Source organism: Kitasatospora sp. NPDC089509, assembly GCF_044749365.1.
Classification (GTDB): Bacteria; Actinomycetota; Actinomycetes; order Streptomycetales; family Streptomycetaceae; genus Kitasatospora.
Genome location: NZ_JBIVHS010000042.1, coordinates 1 through 18,992, shown reverse-complemented (window position 1 = coordinate 18,992; position 18,992 = coordinate 1). Strand labels below are relative to the sequence as shown.

Below are 18,992 nucleotides of genomic sequence, written 5' to 3'. Positions count from 1 at the left end.
CCAGCCCATTTCACACGAGAGCATGGGAGACACCAGGGCAGCGCGGAACCCGCCTCCCCGGCCCCACAGCACCTGACCGTCCATCCAGCACACCCGACTGAGGAGTCATCACCATGGGTTTCTTCCGCCGCAGCTCCGACTCGTCCAGCTCGTCCGACTCGACCACCGTCTACCAGGCCGAGGTCGACATGAAGACGGCGTCCGGCGAGAACGTCACCTACCGGGGATCGGGCCTCGGCCCGGCCAACGCCTCCGGCGCGCACCTGCTCGACACCGTCGAAGCCGCCGCCCGCGACGCCGAGCCGGGCGGCACCGTCACCGGCTCCCGCGTTCGCAGGGCCCGGTAGCAGGACGAAGGCGCCCCGGCGCCCGGAACGAAGACGGCGGACCGTCCCCAGAGTAAGTGGGGGCGGGCCGCCGTCGCCATCATCCCACCCCGCCCCTCCGGGCCCGCCCACGGCGGATAGGTGGCCGAAACGGCGCTCTTGCCCCGCTCGCCCATCTGGCCTCACCGTGCACGCAGGGCCCGCACATGGCCCAGGTGAGGAGCCGGCCATGTCCACCAACCCCGTCGTCCAGTGCCAGATCGCCCTTGGCTTCGTCCCCCCGGCCAACTGAACCCGACCAACAAGGACACCCGTGAACGACGCGTTCGCCACCGACTCCGACCTGCGCCACCTCGCCCGGCTGCTCGCCATGCTCCCCGGCCGGGAGGACGCCGCCTTCTGGGCCACCGTCGACAACGGTGCCAAGCACATCGTCAAACCCGACGACACCGGCCAGAGCGTCGGCGGCCCGGAGTACATCCTCAGCAAGATGCAGACCGGCATCACCAAGCTGAACCAGGCCAAGGACCCCGCCGCCATCGCCTACTTCGGCCACTACCTGCTGATGTTCTTCGACGGCGACCAGCCCGCCCTGTGGAAGTACCTCAACGACCTCTTTCCTGCCCACGGCGGCCACTCCACCGCCGGCGAGCGCTACACCCGCGACCTGTGCGACACCGCCTGGCGGATCATCGCCCGCTACGACACCAAGGGCGACAACGGCCTCGCCGAACGCTGGCCCGGCCACCCCTAACGTTCCGCCGTAGTCGGCTGCGGTCGGGCCCGACCCCCGGGTGCGGCTCTCCAACAAGCCAGACCGCCGCCCGGCCAGCGACACAAACACGAGGCCCCGTACCGCGCGTCTGCGCTGGTACGGGGCCTCTTTGCGTTCCTGGGCCTCTATGCCGTCGCGTCCTCGACGGGCCGTACATCGGGGAGCTGATCCACAACGCGCAGCACGTGGGCGCCGAGCTGTGCCGCGAGTTCGGCCGTACGGTCCCGGTCGGTCTCCTTGGCCCTGGCGTACACCTGAGCCAGGCCCTGGAACGAGTCGGCGAACGCGCCGGCCTTGTTGACGTAGACGGCGAAGTCAGCGAGTGGGTCGGCTACTGCGGCGCTCACCGCCGCGGCCTGGTGCGGCACGGGGGCGTCACGGTGGGCCGGGGAGGGCTCTGCTTCGCCGGTGGGCTTTACCGCGGTAAAGCCCACCGCTTCGGAGGCTTCGGTGACGCTGTCGGTCGGGCTGTTCTTTACCGCGGTAAAGCCCGGCTTCGCGGCGGCGCCGGGCGCCTGTCCGTCGTTTGACTGCTTCTGGCGGTTCCTCGGCTGCCGAGGCTGGGCCTTCTCCTCCTTCCGCTCAGCGGATCGGGCCCGCCAGGCATCCACCTGTTCGCGCACCGGGAGCTTCGCCAACGCCCGGGTCTCCCGCAGGGGCAGCTCTCCTGAGCTCACCAGCTCCTGCAGCTCCGGTGCCAGTTCCAGCAGGTACATCTGCTGAGTGACCCAGCCGGCCGACTTCCCGTAGTGCTCCGCGACCTTGGCCTTGCCGTCGAGCTCTTCGACCATCGTCCTGATGCCGAGGGCTCGCTCGATGGGGTCGAGGTCCTCGCGGTCGTTGTTCTCCGAGAGCACCGCGTCCAGGAAGTCGGCGCGGGACTTCGCGATCTCGTCGTCGACCACCACGTCGAGCGTGAGGACGCCAGCTGCCTGTGAGCCCCGCCAGCGGCGCTCACCGTTGGCGATGACGTAGGGCGCGCCGTCGATATTTTCCGCTTCGCCCGGCCACAGCTTGAGGTAGGCGTCGCGCGTGACCGCGACGGCGGGCTGCAGCTGCTTCTTCTTGAGCTTCAGCCCGAACTCCAGCAGCTCCTCCCCCGTGCCGAAGTTCCGGCGCGGGTTGAACCGGGTCGGTACGAGCTGCGTGAGCGGCAGAGCCCGCAGTCGGCTGTCCGGGGCCCCGGTGGTGGGCGCCCCAGTGCTGGCAGCGACGGCCTGGCGGCGTGCGCTGACGCCGCCCTGCGCCCGGGCGAAGGACGCCCCGGTGCCAAGCTGGTCGGCTACTCGCGTCATGACACCTCCCGGGCCAGAGCACGCATGGTGGCCGCCTGCTCGCCGCGCGGCGCGAAGGACAGCAGTGGCTGCCTGAGGCGGACGGCCTTGCGCTGGTCGGTCAGGTCGCCGATGACCGCGATCACCCTCGGGTCCTTTATGTCGATCCAGGCCTGGAGCGATGAGGTGGCGATGAAGCCGCGGCGCGGGTCGTAGAGGTTGACCACGATGCCGAGGTAGTCGATCTCCACGCCCATGTCGTTGCGGAGATCCTCAATCTGGGCAATGAGCAGGTCGTAGGCGTCGGCGCTGCTGTCCTCGGCCTGCACCACGATGAGAGCGCCGGAACTGCCGGGATCCTCGTCTTCCCGCCGGCGTCCGTAATAGATAGCCGCGTCCATGCTGAGCCCGAGGCTGGGCGGACAGTCCACGATGATCTCGTCGTAGAACGGCTCAAGCGGCGCCAGCGCGCGTTCGAGGGCGGCCTCCCGGAAACGCACCTTCGACAAGGCGACGTCCAGGAGGAAGCCGTCCTGACACCCCGGCAGCAGGTCGAGCCGCCCGCCGTACCGGTCGTCCTGGATCGGCACCACCAGGTCGCGGATGTCGCGCTTGGCTTCCCCCGTCATGTACTTGCACAGGCTGTCGGTCCCCGGCGTCATGGGGATCTCTTGCTGCCCCAGCTGCTTGGTGAGGTGGCGCTGCGGGTCGAAGTCGACCAGCAGCGTGCGGCGGCCAAGGCCGGGCAGTTCCTCAAGCTCCAGAGGGTCAGGGCCCTCAACGTCTTCAAGCCGCGCAGCGAAGTGCTTGGAGATGCGCACCGGGTGAAGAGCCTCGGAGTCTTCCGCGAGCGCCGCGCCGAGGCCGGCTGCGACAGCCGTCTTGCCGACGCCGCCCTTCTGGTTGCAGACGATACGGCGGCGCGGATGCTTGGCGCGATTCACGGCAGGGGCCGGATTCATCTCCAGCCACAGCTGCACGGATTGGGCGAGCCCCTGCGTCAGGGAGACGCCACGGTCGGACGCTGCCTCCCGGAAGGCTTCCCACTGTCCGCTGGGCAGGAAAGTGGAGAACGAATCGGCACCCGAGGTGTCGACGGTGCCCCGGGCGGAGGCCAATGCCATCCAGGCCGCGATGCCCCGCTCAACAGCCGTCTGGATCTCGACACGGCGTTGCGCTGCTCGGACCTTGAGCGTCTGCCAGAGCCATCCTGGCAGCTTGGATACGACCTTCTCGCGGTCGCTGGAGGTAGCTGGGGAACTCATGGACGGTACCTTACTAACGCCAAAGCTCATCAGCGAGGCTCGACACGTTAGGAAAGTCATCACATCAGGCTTTACCGCGGTAAAGAAGACCGCGGAGCCAGCCCCCCGCACCACATCGTCCGCCGATCGTGCTGCCCAACACGAGAAGGCGAATGGACCCGCACCCGATCGCGGACGCGGGCCCGAGGACACCTCAGACGACCTACCAGGCGCCGTACGCAGCCTGCGGACGGGCGGGCAGGTCGTGCACGTTCTCCGCGGAGAACGCCGCCACATCGGCCGCGTCCGCGCCACCGACGGAGACCTCCCACCCGCCGGCTCCGGCCGCCACTTGTATGGGTAGCTGGGTCATCCACATCACGCCGATGACGCGCCGGACCACCACGCCCACGAGGCCAGGCAACAACGCCGCACCGGCGCGCACGCTAGCGACGGACCCCCGCTCTCCAGACCGCCGAACGTCCCCAGCCGACCCCACATCAGACCCCGCAGCCGCTCGGCCAGGCATGCCCGCGGTCACGGTGGCGGCGAGCGCCCCGCAACCGCCGCCCGAGGGCAACCGAAACGCCTGACGGCCGAGCCCACCGCTCGATAGCGTCACGGGACGAACCAACAGGCTGTAGACGGAGGGGAAGCACGATGGCGGTGGAGTTCGAGACCCTGCAGGAAGCGGCTCAGGAACTGGCCGAGGACACCGAGAAGCACGACCGGGCCGGCCTGGCGGCCCTGAGCGACGGGCACCTGCGCGAGCAGTCCGACGCCCGCGAGGAGCTCGCCGACTACCTCGAGACGCTGTGGGAGAACATCAAGAAGACCGGCGCCAACCCCGCGATCGACCCCCGGTTCGAGGGCCTGTCAGGCCTGCTGGACCTCGCCCGCCACCTCCACGAGACGGCCGCCGACGTCCTGGAACAGCGGGAGAACTGACCACGGCCCAGAGCGGGGCCACGCGAGGGGCGCCCAGCAGCAGCCGGCGCTCATCGCACCGCGTCACGGCGCAGACCCTCCGCCCTGCCCCCGGTCATCACGCAGTGGCGGCAGCCCTGTTCCGCATTCCCGCCCCCGTTGCACAACGTGATCGGTAGGGTGCGGAGCATGATGATCCTGACGGACGGCGGACAGGACGCCACCACCGAAAGCCTCCGGTTCTGGCGCGAGAACCGCCACCGGTTCGGCACCTTCGTCGAGGCACGGGCCTACCTCTCCGAGGACGACGTCATCGTCGACGGCCGGCGCTTCGCCAACACCAGCCACGGCCCGCAGTACGCCTGGCCCCAGTCCCCCAAACTCGTCCTGATCGACGACAGCGGCAACGAACTCTGGCTCACCGCCTGCTGCGCCGGCTACGACGGGTCCGGCTCGGGCGGGACGCAGGACATCCTCGTCGAGGAAGGCTTCGGCACCGCCGAGCAGATCCGACCACTGGTCACCGACCACCTGGTCCTCGTCCTGCGCAAGGACCGTGACCAGCCCGTCGAAGCCGTCCCCTCCGCACTGCGCGGCAACGACCGCGACCGCCGCAACCTGGACCGCTGGCTCAGCCGCCTGTGGAGCGAACCGCGGATCCACACCGACAAGGCGCTGCGCACCGCGAGCCGCTGGCTGCGCAGGAGCGACCCGCTGGAGGGCGCCCCCAGCGGCATGCACGGCATCGAGGCCGAGGGCGCCGCCTGACCCCTGGCCTGGAATCCCCGCACTGATCCGTCCGAGACCCACAGGAGTAGCTGTATGGGCGTCAGCACCGTCTACCTCAGCAAGACGGAAGTCCAGGACCTGCTCAAGGTCAGCCCTTTCGGGATGTGGCGGCTTCCCCGCCAGCACAAGGACTTCCCCGCCCCCCAGGACGACCCGCACCACCGCGCCTTCGACCCGGAGCCGGCCGGACAGGTCTGGGACGCCACCGCCCTCTACCTGTGGGCCGCCGAGACCCCCGAGTTCCGTCACCGCGGCGCCCACCTGGCCCGTCCCGTGCCCGGCCAGCGCCAGCCGGGCCGGCACCTCGGCTACCGTGACACCCCGCACGGCCCCGCCACCGACTGGCACACCGGCATCGGCGTCATCCGCATGCTCCACACCACCGACAGCGGCGCGGCGTCATCGGCCGCCATCGACCTGGCCGCCGAGTCCAACCGGGAGATCGTCACCGTCTGCGCCCTGTACGGCGACCTCGGCCACACCGGGCCCGCCCTGGTCGCCGCCGACACCGCCCAGCCGCGCATCGAGTACGAGGCCCGGTGGGGGGACGTCGCCGACCTCGTCGGACAGCCGCTTCCGTGGTGGCCCGGCCTGCTGCGCCGGCCGGAGGTCGTCCGCCAGTGGCAGCCCGGCGCCGCCGCGGTCGTCGCCCAGGTTCCGGCCGAAGACCGCGAGACGGCCCTGCGCAAGGCCGCCCGCAATCCCGCCTTCAGGGCGGACGCGCGCACCGCGCTGACCAACATGGCCGACCAGATCCGCAACCAGCGCGTCGAAGGCGTCGCCTCCGAAATCAAGATCTTCGGAGACCACGCCGCGCGACTGCAGACCCGGATGGTCGTCGCCGCCCGCCACGACGAGAGCACCCACCCCATCGAGGTCCTGGAAGAGGACGACGACGTCGAGGACGTCCTGGCCACGGGCTGGCGGGCGATCGCCACCAGCACCCAGCCCGACGCGGTCGTCGCCACCGACATCGCCCTCGGCTACCACCCCCACCTCCTGCCCTACGGACGGTTCACCGACGTCCTGGCCAAGCAGGGGACCGTCGCCGAACGCTGGTCCCGCAGGCTCACCATGTGCGACCCGACCGCCGTGCACGCCACGCTGGCCGAGGGCAAGCAGGTGGAGGCGTTCTTCGTTGACCCGCTCACCGACATGCCGGTCGTGCGCACCAAGGCCGACGGCTCCAAGGGCCCCCAGTGGCTCTTCTACGCCCCGCTCGCCCTGCCTGCCAGCCGCGACGAACTGGCCTCCGTCGTCCTGTACGGCACGGTGTGGATCACGACCACCGACGGGCAGGTCCACCCCGCTCCCTGCACCCCCGGCGAACACCTGTGGTGGGGCGATGGCTGGGGCGACCGCCCCACCGAAGCAGCCCACGTCGTCAACCAGCTCCTGGACGATCTGACCCGTCCCGTCAGCCTCCGTTACCACTGGGACAACGCCCCAGCCGGACTCACGGCCCTGTTCAACGAGGAACACAAGCAGGGCACCGAGGTCACCCGCGCCACGCTGCTGCACGCGCGGATGACCCCGCCGACCCCGCGACGCTGATCGCGTGACGCGGCGGGCCGGCCCTGCCCCCGGGCCCGGCCCGCTTCCGGCGGGATCTGCCCGGGTCCCGGCGCCGGAGGCGCAGGGCAGGGTCCTGAAGGGCGTGGCGGCCGGGCAGGCCGCAATTCTGGAGGAACTGTGCCGCCCGGGCTGCGAGCAGTAGGCGGTCGACGCTGAAGGTGGTGGGGCGGCCCCCGACCGGGCCCCCGCCCCACCACCTTCAGCGTGCGCTGCGAGGGCGTTCCTGCCGCTCGGTGACCAGGGTGCGCCACCGGTTCCGTACGGTGTCCTTGCTGTCGAGCCAGCGCGTGGCGGACGGGCTGGGCAGCGGCAGGCCGGCCATGAAGTGGGCGGCGTCCAGGTAGTAGGCGAAGTCGCCGCCGGTGGTGGCGTCGCGAAGGCGGGTGATGGTGGCGGCCAGGTCGTCGTGGTCGCCGCGGATGGTGTGGTGGAAGGCGAGGGCGGTTTCCGGCAGGGGGATGAGCCAGGGCAGGCCGGCGACGTCGATCTGGGTGCGCAGGAGGGCGGCGCGGACGGCGACGTGGTTGAGCAGCACGGTGGCGCGCTGGTCGAGCGGCTCCAGGTATTGGCGGGCGAGGCCGATCTCCTCATCGGCGCGGGCGGGGTCGGTGAACGCGGTGACCAGGGCCAGGCGGGTCTGGGCGATGGCGCGCTTGCCGGGGGCGTCGTGCTGCTCGGCTTCGGCGCGCCCGTCGCGCAGGGCCTGGGCGGCGGCGGTGAAGTCGCCCTGGGGCCAGAGGATGTCGCCGCGGACGCGGTGGCGGCGGCTCGTCCATGTCAGGGTGAAGGCGGCGGCTAGCGCGGTGGGGAAGTCGCCCGCGATGCGGGCGAGGTTGGCGATGCCGCGCTGTGCCTGCGGGGCGAGGCGGCCGCCGCCGGCGGCGACATAGCGCATCCCGTCGAGGGAGGCGGCGGTGCGGCCGAGAGGTCCTTGTCGGCCTTGGCCCGGTAGTACGAGGTCGAGGACCAGGGCGCTGCCTTGCCCGAGGTCGTCGATGGTTTCGGCGACGGCTTTGCGGAGAGCGGGCGGGGCCTGCTGATGGTCCGTGGCCTGAGCAACCGGTGGGGGAGCGCGCCCACCAGCACCGGCAAGGTGGTCTGGGCCGAGCTCGACCTGCCCGTACCGCTCGACCCGGCGCACATCAACGCCCGGGCGCGTCAGGAGGCGGCTCGCGCCGACTACATGCGGGCCGCCGTCATGGGTACCGCTCCCGTCAGGACGCCCACCTGGCGTTCGGCGCCCTCTCGGGCGAACCGATGACGACCTGCGGCGGGCTCCATCCGCTCCTCGGCCGTCCGAAGCTGGCGGGAGATCGCGGCCGGAAACCCGGCCGGTGCCGCCTGGTCGTCGTGCCCTCGGACAGCGCCTGTCGTTGAACTCGGCAAGCACTCCCGCGGAGCGGGCAACCGGCGTTCTCGTACGGGGCCTCCTCGGCCGAGGCCGCGGAGGCCTTCGGCGAGCCACCGTCGGAAACAAGCCACCGGCAACCACCTCGCCAGGCTTTCGCCTCTGGGGCGCTGAAGAGGCCAGCCTCTGCGCTGCCCGGAAGGCCGGGGAAGCGGTAGAGGGTGGCCGCACCCTGCTGGGTGCGCCACCCTCGCGGGCGTCGCGCTGGAAGTCGCGGTGGTGCCCAGTCCCTGTTCGTGGTGCAGCCACTGCGCCAGGGAAGGATTCCCAGTTGTGGCTGGAAATCAGCGCCAGACGAAAGGATGTCATTCCTCCGTGGGCTGGGCAATGCAACATGGTTGAGATTGAACCAACTGGTGGTGTTTAAGTGGCTCTGACCTGCACTGATGCTCTGGCGTAAATTTCGGTCAAACTGCGGTCTGGCGTCTTTTAGTGGGGTTCTCCTACTGGATTCTGAACCAATCGGCCGGTGAGGGCGGGCACGGATTGTGACCGTTGGCTCACCGGTGAGAGGATCACACCGGTCCGGCGCTCCCGGGGGTCTGGAAGCCCCCTGCCGGACCGTAGTAGGTGCAGCCATGTCGGTCGCGTCCGCTCGCCGGACGCGACTGATACTGAACACAAGGACAACTCATGCGCCCGATCCGTATCCCCGCCGCGCCGCTCCCGGACCGTCCCGGACGTTCCCTGACCGGTGCCGAGGCCGTCATCGTCATCGTCATCCTGCTCCTGGCCGGCGCCCTCACCGGCGCCGGACTGCCCGCCTTCGGCGTCATGGAACTCGTCGGCGCCGCCGCGTTCCTCGCCTGCCGGACGATCAAGGGGCTGCGCGAGCAGCCCCCGTCCGGCCCGGCCGCGACCGACGCCGCCTGACCGACCGTGGGACGGCGTGAGAACGCCGTTGCCCAGGTCACGCCGGAACTGACGGTGCTGGCGCTGTGGCTGCGAGCCCAGCGCCAGCACCGCGGCCTGACCTACAGGGCGATGGCGGAGACGACCAACAGCAGCTCCAGCGCCACCATCTTCTCCCGCGCGACCGACGGCAGGGCCGTTCCCACCTGGAGGGTCGTCGAGGCCTACTCCCGTGCCTGCCGGGCCGACCTGCGAACGGCCCGACGCCTATGGAAAGCGGCCCGCCGGGCGGACCAACGGCGCCGTCACGACCGCACCGAGGAGTTCCTCAACGCCGACCTCGCCGCGAAGTTCTACGACGTCTTCGCGACCAAACCCCAGCTCATAGACAGCTTCGCCAAGCTGCGTCTGGGCATGGTCGGTCTGCGGGACAGGGACGGCCACCCATCCCTGGCGGAACTGGAGAAGAGGGCCGGCCGGACACCGAAAGGCCGCTGCCGGCTGCCCGCCAGCAGCCTGGGCAAGATCCTGCGCTCCGAGGCGCTGCCGCAACGGCGCCACGTGATCGCGTTCGTCACCGCCGTCGGTGTCCCGCCCCACACCGCCCTGGCCTGGGGAGAGGCCTGGGACCGGGCAGCCGGCGAGACAGGACGCCGCGCCGTCAACCGGACGCGTCCCAGCTTCCGGGCGCGCTTCGCAGACCCCTTCGTCCCCGTCCCCATGCGCGGATTCCTGGTGGACGGCCCCAACACCCTCCCCTGGCAGGAGACCCGGACCGCCACCACCCCCGTTCCCATGCGGGGATTCCTCCTGGACGACCCCGAACCACCAACAGGCCAAGCGGACGAAACCGACGAGGCACACAGCGCAGCCCGGTCCGACTTAGAGGCCGACAACGGGCTCAAGCCCGAAGACGTGGCCTACCTGAAGAACCACGGCCTCGTCGTAGGACCATCCCCCACGAAGAGCGAACCCAGCACGGCGCTCGGCCCCGTACCCTCGCTCCCCGCAGCCGGCTACACCGAGGCCGGACTGCCCATCCGTGTCCCCCGCCGCTGGCGCCGATCCCCTTTCCTCCTCGACATCGGATGCCTGGGCATCGTGCCGCTCTGGTCCTGACCCACCCGCCCCCACCGCTTCTTCTACCTCCGACCCCTCAGGGGCACCACATGACACCTGCAACCGCAGACACCCCCGGCCAGCCCCGACCCGACCCAGCGATCGACCTGATCGCCCTACGGGACCTCCACCACGACCGCTACCTGCGCTACGCCATCCTCCTGCTCCCCTCAAGCGCTGCCCGGCACGCCATTCGCACCGCGCTCGACGACCTCGCCCACCACTGGCGAGACGCCCTGCGCACCCCCAGCCCAGCCGCCTGCGCCTGGCAAGCGGTCCGCCACCACGTCCACTCGGCCGCAGGCCCCCGCCCGCTGCGTCCTCTCGCCCACCTCACCCCGCCCGAACAGGACGTACTGCTGCTCCACCACGCGCTGGGGCTGCCGGACACGGAAGTGGCCGCGCTCACCGGGACCGACCTCGCCACGGTTCGTGTTCGCCTCCGCTCTCTTGCCCGGCGTCCCAGTCAAGACCGGCGATCGACGCTTCACGGGAACAATTGTTCGATTAAGCTGGAGAATGTGACCAGCGCAGTTCCGTTCTCCCGCTCCCACCCGGACCACCCCGCCTGGGAGCCCGGCGATGCCGAGCGGGCGCCCCGGGAGCTGATGTCCGGGCCCGGCCGCTGCTGGGACGCCGAGCCGCGCTGGCGCTGGGTCGAGATCCGTCTGGGCGGGCGGTGGCGGCCTGGCCGGGTCGAGCGCTGGCGCCTGCACCAGGGCTCCACCGCCTGGGTCGCCCTGGTTCGCTGGGGTCCGGACTACGACGACTGGTGCTGGTACCTCTACACGCCGGCCACCGTCCGCAAGACGGCGCAGCCGACCGACCCCGACGGCCCGGCGAGCTGGTGAACACCGACCACGACAGCCAGGCCGCCGGCGCCGACCTCGCCGACGCCCTCGCAGCCTTCGCCCGAGCGGCCGGTCCCGACGGCGGCGCCGACCTCTGGCTGACCATCGGCACCCCGTACGACATCGAACAGCGAACCGTCCGCCTCCCCGTCGGCGTCGCGGACTGGATCGCCGAGCTGCTCCGTGAGGAGACCCAGGCGCTGGAGTCCGGTGGCCGGGCCGCCGACGACGTGGACGACGACCAGGCCGTCGACGTCGAGCCGGCCTGGTGGTGACCCCCGCCTGCCTGATCGTCCGCGTGCTGTCGGTGCGGGCTGGGAGGGTGGGCGGTATGGACGACGACGAGGTGCTGCTGCGGGGCCGGGTCTACGGGACGGACTACGGTGCCCCCGACTCCAATCCGCTGCCCGGCCGCTCCTACCGGGAGCTGGTCGGTGGCCCGCTCGACGGCCTGCTGCTGGACGTCACCGGCTGCGACGCCGGGCAGCTGGCCAGCGGTGCGGCGTTGATGACCGAGCTCGGCCGGTACGGCGGTGGCGGGCGGGCGCACTACGAGCCCAGGGCCGCCGACCCGCGCCGCTGGGACTGGGATGGCGATACCCCCTGACGCCGCCTGGAGCAACCCGGGCGACACCGTGCTGCCACGGCCACACGCTGGAGGGGCCGGTCTGCGCCCGAACCCCCGAGTGGGCGGCGGACCGGCCCCAGGCGTCAGTGGCCTCCGTCTTCGAGAGCAGAGCGAGCCCAGCACCGCCACGACGCCCGGTTAGTCAGCGGCCCGTGTCGTACTGCTTTCCGGTTCGAGGGGGGCAAGGCCAGTGAGCACGGTGGTGGTCCATGTGGCGCGCTCAGGAGAACGACGGCGGTCCGGGCGGGCGCGGCGGTCAGGCGTGAGAGAAGGTCGGTCATGGTGGTCCCCTCCGGGTCGTGGATGGCTGGACGGACACGGCCGCACACGACGACGTTCCGGTGTGCGTGGCGCCCCGGGCGGGGCCAGGGCGGGTTCCGCGGCACCGGACTGTAGGGAATCGAGAGCGCCGGTCAAGTCCACTCGGAGGCCCGGCCCTGTATGGAGGCTCAGAGGCCGGGCGCCGCGAAACCGGCGGAGCCTACACGCTCCTGGCGGCCGGTCAACCCCGGCCGACCTGCGGAGAATGACACCGGGAACCGCTGTGGCCGCGGCCCCGGGAACGGGGCCGCGGCCACAGATGCGATTCCGCCCGGAGCCTTCAGCCGGGCGGTCAGGATCAGAGGTTCGGTGCGACGGCCTCGCCGCCGGCGCGGATGGCGGCGAGGACGTGCTCGTGGTACTCGGCGAGGGAGCAGCCGTCGGGCAGGGGAGCGGGGGTGCCGGTGAGGGTGTACCACTCGTCGGCACCGCGGTACTGGACGGCGACCCACACCTGGTTGCCCGGGAAGACACTGGTGACGACGGTGAGGTCACCGGTGACCGAGCCGACCTCCTCGGTCATCACCCCGCCGGGCCCTGCGACGAGGTGGTCCTGGTGGCGCTCACCGCCTTCCGCGGCGGTCACTGGTTGCAGGTGTCGAGCATGTCGGACAGGGCCTGCTTCTCCGGGGCGGTGACGTTCAGCTGGTAGTGGCTCTTCACCTCGACCCACGCCCGCGAGTAGGTGCACCAGTACGACTGGAGCGGAGGCTTCCACTGGCTCGGGTCCTTGTCACCCTTGCTCCTGTTACTGGCCGCGCTGACGGCCACGAGCTGCGGCTCCGTCAGGTCGTTCGCGAGGGCCTTCCTCTTGCTCGTGTCCCACAAGTCGGCCCCACTACGCCAGGCGTTCGCCAGCGGGATGACGTGGTCGACATCGAGCGCCTTGGAGTCGCTGGTGGTCTTCCCGTCGTACGGGCTGACCCAGAACCCCGAGACGGCCTGGCACTTCTCGTCCTGGACCACGTCCTGGCCGTCTCTGGCGAGCACGACCTCCCTCGTGTCGCACTGGCCGTACTGGATCGCCCAGTGAGGGAACTTCGCCCGCGAGTAGCCCTCCATGGAGTGCGGCTCGGCCACCGTCAGGCCGGCCAGCTCCCCCCGCACAACGTCGACAGGCGGAGGCTCCGGCAACGCCCTCGCAGACGCCGCAGCGGCCTGGGCAGGGACCGCCGGGCCGAGCACAGCGGCCAACGACGCAAGGACCGTGGCGGCACGACGCCACCCACGCACATTCTTGATCATGCCGCCTTGCTACCCCAGCACCCTGAAACCCATGTGCCGCTACGCCCGTTCGTAAGCGTGCCGCCGAGAGATGTTGACGACCGTTCACTCGGGGTGAACCAGCCTGACGCCTGCGCCACCGGCACAGCTAACGAGCTGTAGCGGCCCCCAGCTAATGACCCAGGCCCACTTTCCGCGAGCCGGTCCGCCGCTCCGAGCCGACGGCGGACCGGCCCCGGGCGGGGCGTCAGCGCCAGACCACTTCGATATGGGCAGCCAGGAACTGGAGCCCCCAGATCACAGCGCTCGCACCGAGCGTGGAACCGACCCCGATCAGTACCTGCTCGCCCACCTGACCACCCCAACGCCCCCGTGATGTGGATCGATTCGTTAGCTCTTCACAACGCGGCTGCGCACGCCGCTCCCTACCGTCCCACCCAACCGCGCCGTGCGCCTGACCGCGCGGCTCCAACTCGTTCACACTCTTCTCCGTCCGTTTTGTCCATCAACAGCAGGAGCCAACGCCAGGCCAGGAACTCGACCCCAAACCTGGTGCAGTTGCATCCCGACATCCTGAGGCTGTTCTGTGAGGCCGCACCATAGGCGACCGGACGAGCCGGTCAAGCCTTCCGAAGCGAGAGATCTTTGCTTCGCCAAGCTGTGTTCTCCAACACCGAAGGACCCGGGCTCACCAACACCGAAGGACCCGGGCTCACCGCAATCGCCAGGGCCCAGCCAGCACGGCACCATCCACATACCGGCGTGGCGGACCCGCGACCAACAGCCGCGACAAGCACAACAGCCCTTCCCCTGCGACGGTTTGATCCCGTCACCTAGGCTTCCGTCATACGCAGATGTTGCACTAGCCGCAACAGTTGCCAATTGCCTGCAACACCGAAAACCTGATGAGGAAGCAGAGTGCTGGAGAAACGAGCCGAGCAACTGCCTGAGCTGCATGAGCCGGAAGTTGAGGCGCTTGCTGACTTCCTCGGCCAGCTCTTCGCCAGCCTCGCGACATCCCTCACCCGCTACGCCGCCCGTGTCAAACGAGACAAGGGCTCAGTCTCCCGCTATCTCAACGGTCGGCGGATCGCCCCTGAAGACTTCGTTGATGAACTCCTGACTCAGGTAGCTGAGTTCACAGGCAATCCAGTGACCGATGACGTCCGCGTTCAGGCCTACCAACTTCGCCTAGAGGCGTTGCGCGTCCGCAACCCCACTCAGCACGAGCTTGAACAGCTTCGTGAGAGCCTCGGGGCAGCCGAACGCGAACTCCAACGCGCCAATGTGCGTGAACGTGCTCTGCTTGAGGCCGTTGTGGCTGCTCAGGAACGAGCGACCCAGGCTGAGCAGCGATACCGCCAACTGGAAAGCGACTGGGCCACCGTCCGTTACACCTCCGGCTCGGCGGAGCTCGACATCTACACCCCGCCCGAAGGAGCAGACGAACTCCGGAGCGAGATCCGCGACCTCAAGACCGAGCTAGAAGCATTGCGGAGCGAGCTGTCTCGCGCCCAGACCCTGAAACTCACCGCAGAGGAACAGTGCGTGCAACTGGAGAGCCGCCTTCTTGCCGCGGAAGCCACCCTGCAGATGGAGCGCACCCGACGCCATGAGGGGAGCAGCCTCGCGCCCGATCAGTCGGGGCAGCCGGTCGAGGCGTGGACGGCTGGGGAGTCGGAGCCGTACGTCCGTCTCGCGACCCTCCGTACTTTGCAGAAGGTGGTGGCAGACGTCAACGCTGCCCGCAGCCTGGCGGGCACGCTGCAGGCCGTCGTCGAGGGCGCGGTGGACGGTCTCGGCTTCGGTGTTGCCGTAGTGAGCCTGGTCCGGCCGGCCGGCGACCTGGTGGTGGCGGCGCTCTGGGAGCTGGAGGAGAGCCCGATGGGCGGGCCCTCGGTGCTGCTCGGCCAGGTCGGCTCACGCGAGTCCTGGGACCGGCTGCTGGGCGTCAGCGACCACTGGGGCACCCTGCGCTTCCTGCCGTACGACCGCGGCTGGGCTATCGCCAGGGACATCCCGCGCTGGATCGGCGACGGCCCGCTGCCTCTCGGCGCCAACGACTGGCACCCGCAGGACATGCTCAACGCACCGCTACACAGCGCTGGCGGCGAGTTGCTTGGGGTGCTCTCGGTGGACCGCCCGCACAGCGGCAAACGACCCGGGGCCTGGACCCGTGAAGCCTTGGAGACCTTCTCCCTTCAGGCCTCGATCGCGATCGGCAATGCCCGGCTGCGGGCCGAGATGCAACACGCGCTGGCCCGGCTGGAGAAGGAGCAACAGGCGCTGCGGGCCAGCGAGGAGAGCTTCCGGAGCACCTTCGAGTACGCGCCCAGCGGGATGGCCATCACCGAACTGGACGTAGCCGGGCGCGGCCAGCTGACCAGGGTCAACGACGCCCTCTGTCAACTGCTCGGCCGCTCCCGCGCGGTGCTGCGCCAGCAGAGCTTCGCCGACCTCGTTCATCCCGAGGATCGAGTCCTGCTAGAACGTGCCAGCGCCGGAATTGGCATGGCCGAAGTCCGCATATCCCACCGGGACGGCAGCTATAAATGGGTGTGCCTGAGGCACTCCGTCGTCGTCATCGAGGAGGCAACGAAGTTCTTCGTCATCACTGTCGATGCCCGTAGAAGGGCGTGAACTGGCAACCCGCCCGCCCGAGGCGAGCCTGCCAGCAACTATGGGGCAACGGCTCTCCAACACCTCTGTAGGCGCACCAGCCCGTCGACCCGGTGAAGGACCGCAACGACGTGAGGGCATCGGCCTCGGTCCCGCTGGTCTACCAGCTCACTCCGAGGGCTTCCAACTGCCCGAGCTGCTCCGCGGTGAGCTTGTCCTGGCGGGCCTTCTGGTTGTTGAGCCAGGTGCCCAGCGACGTCCCGCCTTCTTTGTGGGTGCGCGGGACCCGGGCGTGCCCCTCGCGCTCGACGAAGGCCGCCAACGCAGCCAGGCCCTGAGCGAACCGGTCGGCCCTCGACACCTTCGGCTTCGCCGCGGCCGCCGCCCGCGCGACGGCGAGCTCCTGGTCCTCCTCGACGCCGATCGCCGTCAGCAGGTCCTGCTGCTCCTGGTCGAGCGCGGCGAAGCCGGCCCGCTGCGCCCGCACCCACCGCCCGAGCGCCTCGCCCTCGAACTCCGTCTCCACCGACAGCTGCGCCCAGTCGACCCGGCCGTCCGACTCCAGCCACCACTGCCGGGCCACCGCGTACGAGCGCTGCCAGGTGATCGGCCAGCGCGGGCACCACCACGGGTCGATCTCCTCCAGCGCCGCCCGCCGCTCCGGCGCCAGCGCCCCGGGCTCGCCTTCGGGCACCTCGGCCGCCGCCCTAAGGCCGGAGAGCCAGGCCCCGATCGCGTACCCGCCGACCGCGGCCCGCGCCGGCGCCGCCAAGCTCCCCCCATGCTCCGCCGCCCACACCCGCGCCCAGTCCAGCCCGGCCTCGAACCGCGCGTCCGAGACCGACCAGATCATGCCCAGCGCGTCGAGCATGTCGACCCGGTGACGCGCCAATTCACCATTTCCATATTCCACCCGGCGCTGCGTGAGCCATTCACCGAGCCGGAAATTCTCGTTCTCACCGACCCGCGCGGAATACGGGACATCGAGCCCGCCGGTCTCCTCGTACCACCGCCGCGCGTGTCCCAAGCCCTCGCGCCAGAGCTGGTTCTCACCCGTCAGCACCCGGGTGGCGATGAACAGCGCCAGCACGTCCGAGTCAACCGGCGACTGGAACCGCACCGGCAGCGAGAACGACGGCGAACCCTCACTCAACCCCGGCGCCACCTGGGCTTCCGCGCTGCGCCCGGTGGTGCGCTTGCCGGACTTCTGAGGGACGGCCAGGGCCTCGATGACCCGGGCGTCGTGGCTGCGGATCGCGGTGAGGATCTTGACGAGCGGCGTGTAGGAGTCCGACTCCAGGATGTCTCCGGGCTCCTCGCCGGGCTTGAGGAACACCGGCACGATCAGGCTGGCGGTCTTGCCCTCGCCGGGCTTCATGCGCAGGGCCCGGCCGATGGCCTGGACGATATCCACCATGCTCCCCCGGCCCTGGAGCAGCACGGCGTCTGCATTCGGGATATCGACGCCCTCGCCGAGTACCCTGCAGTTCGAGAGCACGGCGTGTGCCAGTCCCTCTTCCTCCTCGGCCGTCCCGAAGTCCTTGATGATTTCCTTGCGGAAATCCACCTCATGCTCACCGGAGAGCCACTGCGCCCAGAACTCCTCCGGATATTTCGCCGGGTTCTCGGCGTGCAGCCGGTCCACGGCCTGGTTCAGCGTCTCCGAGAAATACCGCGCCTCGATCGTCCGATTGTGGAACGTGATGGTGCGCCGCAGCCGCCGCTCCACGATCGTCTTCACCAGCCCGGCCTGGATGGCGGCGATCCGCTCGGCCGGCACCTGGTCCTCCTCGCCGTCCTCGGCCTCCCCGACCCCCGGCCCCCACGGCACCGGCTGCCTCGACGCCGCCTGCCGGTCCGCGCCCGGGTCGCGCAGCTCCAGCACCACCACCTCGAACGGCGCCAACAACTTCCGGTCGATGGCCTCCGCCAGACCCAGGGTGACCACCTGCCGCCCGTAGATCCGCTGGTCGTCCATCGAGCAGGCCAACTCCTCCGGAAGCGGCTGCAGGGCCCCCTCGCGCCGCTTCATGCCGGCCTTCGGCGGAGCCCACACGCGCGGCGTCGCCGTCATGTAGAGCCGCCGCAGCGCCGGGATCCGGTCGTTGTCGTGGACGACCGTCCAGGTCTTCTCCGCGTGGCCGGAGGAGCGGTGCGCCTCGTCACAGACCATCAGCTCCAGAGGCGGCAGCGTCTGGCCGCGCTCGGCGTAGTAGTCGTAGGCGTCCTCCACGGCCCCCGCCGAGGAGTAGGTGGCGAACAGGGTCAGCGGCCGGCGCTTGTGGGCGGCCTGCTCGATCCACCAGCCGATCTGCCGCCCGCCGGTGCTCGCCCGGACGCCGAACGGCAGCTCGCCCACGGCCAGCGAGCACACCGCGTGAATTTCCCCGGCCCGCCCGTCCCGGCGCCATTCCCGGATCATCTGCACCAGCAGGTCCAGCGTGGGCACCACGACCAGGACCACGCCGCGGGGCGTCAGCTTCTGCCTGGCCGCGGCCCCCACGAAGCTCTTGCCCGTGCCCGTGGCCATCTGCGCGGTCACCCGCAGCCCCGCCGGCGCACTCTGCCCCGGACGCGGTGTCAGGCCCCGCACGATCGCCTCCAGTGCCTCCACCTGGTGGTGGCGAAGCGTGATCTCCTCGGGCTCCTGATCCTCCGCCAGGAAAATCTCCACGCTCACGGAAAAAGTTCTCCCCTCGAATGCCCCAGGCCGGACCCGGGATCTGACAAGAACTGCTGACAGTGCGTTTCTGATACATTCACCGGCCGGGCCGAGAGGCCAGATCGGACGGGAAATAAAAGCCAATATGTAAGCGGCTTCCGGTAGCTTATCAGCTACCTCGAAGAAACACCTGGAAATCCCGGAAGTGCCGGGGACGGACCCCGCATCCGGCAAGGTTTCCTGACAGACTCAAACTGATACACCGGTCACCGTTGCTCACCCTCCGAGGGTAGCGCACCCCACCCCCGCCCGGGGTCGAAATATTGGCCTGGACCACGGTCTAGGCCAATCCGGGAGGAGTGAAGCCGACCCGCACGCGCCCCTCAGCGCCACCCCTC

The 18,992-nt window shown here is 70.1% G+C and carries 19 protein-coding genes; 12 read left to right on the top strand and 7 right to left on the bottom strand.

From position 1 onward, the window contains the following. Window positions 1-113 precede the first annotated feature (113 nt). Window positions 114-347 carry a hypothetical protein gene (locus tag ACIP4P_RS43320; RefSeq protein ID WP_400929458.1) on the top strand — a complete coding sequence of 78 codons (234 nt, stop codon included), beginning with the start codon at window positions 114-116 and terminating at the stop codon, window positions 345-347. Between the two features lie 292 nt (window positions 348-639). Continuing rightward, complete coding sequence (locus ACIP4P_RS43315) at window positions 640-1,080, top strand: hypothetical protein (protein WP_400929455.1); 441 nt, start codon at window positions 640-642, stop codon at window positions 1,078-1,080. Between the two features lie 146 nt (window positions 1,081-1,226). Here ACIP4P_RS43315 and ACIP4P_RS43310 read toward each other — a convergent pair whose 3' ends face one another. The 3 genes from ACIP4P_RS43310 to ACIP4P_RS43300 all read right to left on the bottom strand — a co-directional run bounded on the left by ACIP4P_RS43310 (window position 1,227) and on the right by ACIP4P_RS43300 (window position 4,031). After that, window positions 1,227-2,396, bottom strand: coding sequence for a ParB/RepB/Spo0J family partition protein (locus tag ACIP4P_RS43310; RefSeq protein WP_400929452.1), 1,170 nt, complete (start codon window positions 2,394-2,396; stop codon window positions 1,227-1,229). Continuing rightward, the gene (locus ACIP4P_RS43305; protein ID WP_400929449.1) at window positions 2,393-3,640 is read right to left on the bottom strand and encodes a ParA family protein; all 1,248 of its coding nucleotides are present in this window, start codon (window positions 3,638-3,640) and stop codon (window positions 2,393-2,395) included. The genes ACIP4P_RS43310 and ACIP4P_RS43305 overlap by 4 nt, the downstream gene beginning before the upstream one ends. Window positions 3,641-3,842: 202 nt before the next feature. Continuing rightward, window positions 3,843-4,031, bottom strand: coding sequence for a hypothetical protein (locus ACIP4P_RS43300; RefSeq protein WP_400929446.1), 189 nt, complete (start codon window positions 4,029-4,031; stop codon window positions 3,843-3,845). Between the two features lie 248 nt (window positions 4,032-4,279). Between ACIP4P_RS43300 and ACIP4P_RS43295 the strand changes: the two genes are divergently transcribed. The 3 genes from ACIP4P_RS43295 (at window position 4,280) to ACIP4P_RS43285 (ending at window position 6,889) form a co-directional block, all read left to right on the top strand. After that, the gene (locus tag ACIP4P_RS43295; RefSeq protein ID WP_400929443.1) at window positions 4,280-4,567 is read left to right on the top strand and encodes a hypothetical protein; all 288 of its coding nucleotides are present in this window, start codon (window positions 4,280-4,282) and stop codon (window positions 4,565-4,567) included. Between the two features lie 168 nt (window positions 4,568-4,735). Then, window positions 4,736-5,314 (top strand): hypothetical protein, encoded by a 579-nt coding sequence (locus ACIP4P_RS43290; protein ID WP_400929440.1) that lies wholly within the window; start codon window positions 4,736-4,738, stop codon window positions 5,312-5,314. Window positions 5,315-5,368: 54 nt separating this feature from the next. Then, on the top strand, window positions 5,369-6,889 hold the full coding sequence (locus ACIP4P_RS43285) for a hypothetical protein (protein ID WP_400929437.1): 1,521 nt from the start codon (window positions 5,369-5,371) through the stop codon (window positions 6,887-6,889). Between the two features lie 220 nt (window positions 6,890-7,109). Here the strand turns inward: ACIP4P_RS43285 and ACIP4P_RS43280 are convergent, their stop codons facing one another. Continuing rightward, window positions 7,110-7,805 (bottom strand): hypothetical protein, encoded by a 696-nt coding sequence (locus ACIP4P_RS43280; RefSeq protein WP_400929434.1) that lies wholly within the window; start codon window positions 7,803-7,805, stop codon window positions 7,110-7,112. An 84-nt stretch (window positions 7,806-7,889) separates the two neighbouring features. Between ACIP4P_RS43280 and ACIP4P_RS43275 the strand changes: the two genes are divergently transcribed. The 6 genes from ACIP4P_RS43275 to ACIP4P_RS43250 all read left to right on the top strand — a co-directional run bounded on the left by ACIP4P_RS43275 (window position 7,890) and on the right by ACIP4P_RS43250 (window position 11,747). Next, a complete protein-coding gene (locus ACIP4P_RS43275; RefSeq protein ID WP_400929432.1) occupies window positions 7,890-8,171 on the top strand; it encodes an ATP-binding protein in 282 nt (93 codons plus the stop codon). Window positions 8,172-8,951: 780 nt separating this feature from the next. Further along, window positions 8,952-9,191 (top strand): hypothetical protein, encoded by a 240-nt coding sequence (locus tag ACIP4P_RS43270; protein WP_400929429.1) that lies wholly within the window; start codon window positions 8,952-8,954, stop codon window positions 9,189-9,191. A 6-nt stretch (window positions 9,192-9,197) separates the two neighbouring features. Continuing rightward, window positions 9,198-10,289 carry a helix-turn-helix domain-containing protein gene (locus tag ACIP4P_RS43265; protein WP_400929427.1) on the top strand — a complete coding sequence of 364 codons (1,092 nt, stop codon included), beginning with the start codon at window positions 9,198-9,200 and terminating at the stop codon, window positions 10,287-10,289. 50 nt (window positions 10,290-10,339) lie between these two features. Continuing rightward, window positions 10,340-11,140, top strand: a complete 801-nt coding sequence (locus ACIP4P_RS43260) for a sigma factor-like helix-turn-helix DNA-binding protein (RefSeq protein WP_400929424.1) — start codon at window positions 10,340-10,342, stop codon at window positions 11,138-11,140. Next, complete coding sequence (locus ACIP4P_RS43255; protein WP_400929421.1) at window positions 11,137-11,415, top strand: hypothetical protein; 279 nt, start codon at window positions 11,137-11,139, stop codon at window positions 11,413-11,415. The genes ACIP4P_RS43260 and ACIP4P_RS43255 overlap by 4 nt, the downstream gene beginning before the upstream one ends. Window positions 11,416-11,471: 56 nt before the next feature. After that, entirely contained in the window at window positions 11,472-11,747 is a 276-nt protein-coding gene (locus tag ACIP4P_RS43250) for a hypothetical protein (RefSeq protein ID WP_400929418.1), read from the top strand. A 640-nt stretch (window positions 11,748-12,387) separates the two neighbouring features. On the opposite strand, the gene ACIP4P_RS43245 is transcribed toward ACIP4P_RS43250, so the two are convergent. Both ACIP4P_RS43245 and ACIP4P_RS43240 read right to left on the bottom strand, forming a co-directional pair. Then, a complete protein-coding gene (locus tag ACIP4P_RS43245) occupies window positions 12,388-12,675 on the bottom strand; it encodes a hypothetical protein (RefSeq protein ID WP_400929415.1) in 288 nt (95 codons plus the stop codon). Further along, entirely contained in the window at window positions 12,672-13,334 is a 663-nt protein-coding gene (locus ACIP4P_RS43240; RefSeq protein WP_400929412.1) for an HNH endonuclease family protein, read from the bottom strand. The genes ACIP4P_RS43245 and ACIP4P_RS43240 overlap by 4 nt, the downstream gene beginning before the upstream one ends. A gap of 897 nt (window positions 13,335-14,231) precedes the next feature. Between ACIP4P_RS43240 and ACIP4P_RS43235 the strand changes: the two genes are divergently transcribed. Next, entirely contained in the window at window positions 14,232-15,953 is a 1,722-nt protein-coding gene (locus tag ACIP4P_RS43235) for a PAS domain S-box protein (protein ID WP_400929409.1), read from the top strand. A gap of 139 nt (window positions 15,954-16,092) precedes the next feature. Here ACIP4P_RS43235 and ACIP4P_RS43230 read toward each other — a convergent pair whose 3' ends face one another. Beyond that, window positions 16,093-18,612 (bottom strand): Helicase associated domain protein, encoded by a 2,520-nt coding sequence (locus ACIP4P_RS43230; protein WP_400929406.1) that lies wholly within the window; start codon window positions 18,610-18,612, stop codon window positions 16,093-16,095. Window positions 18,613-18,992 lie beyond the last annotated feature (380 nt).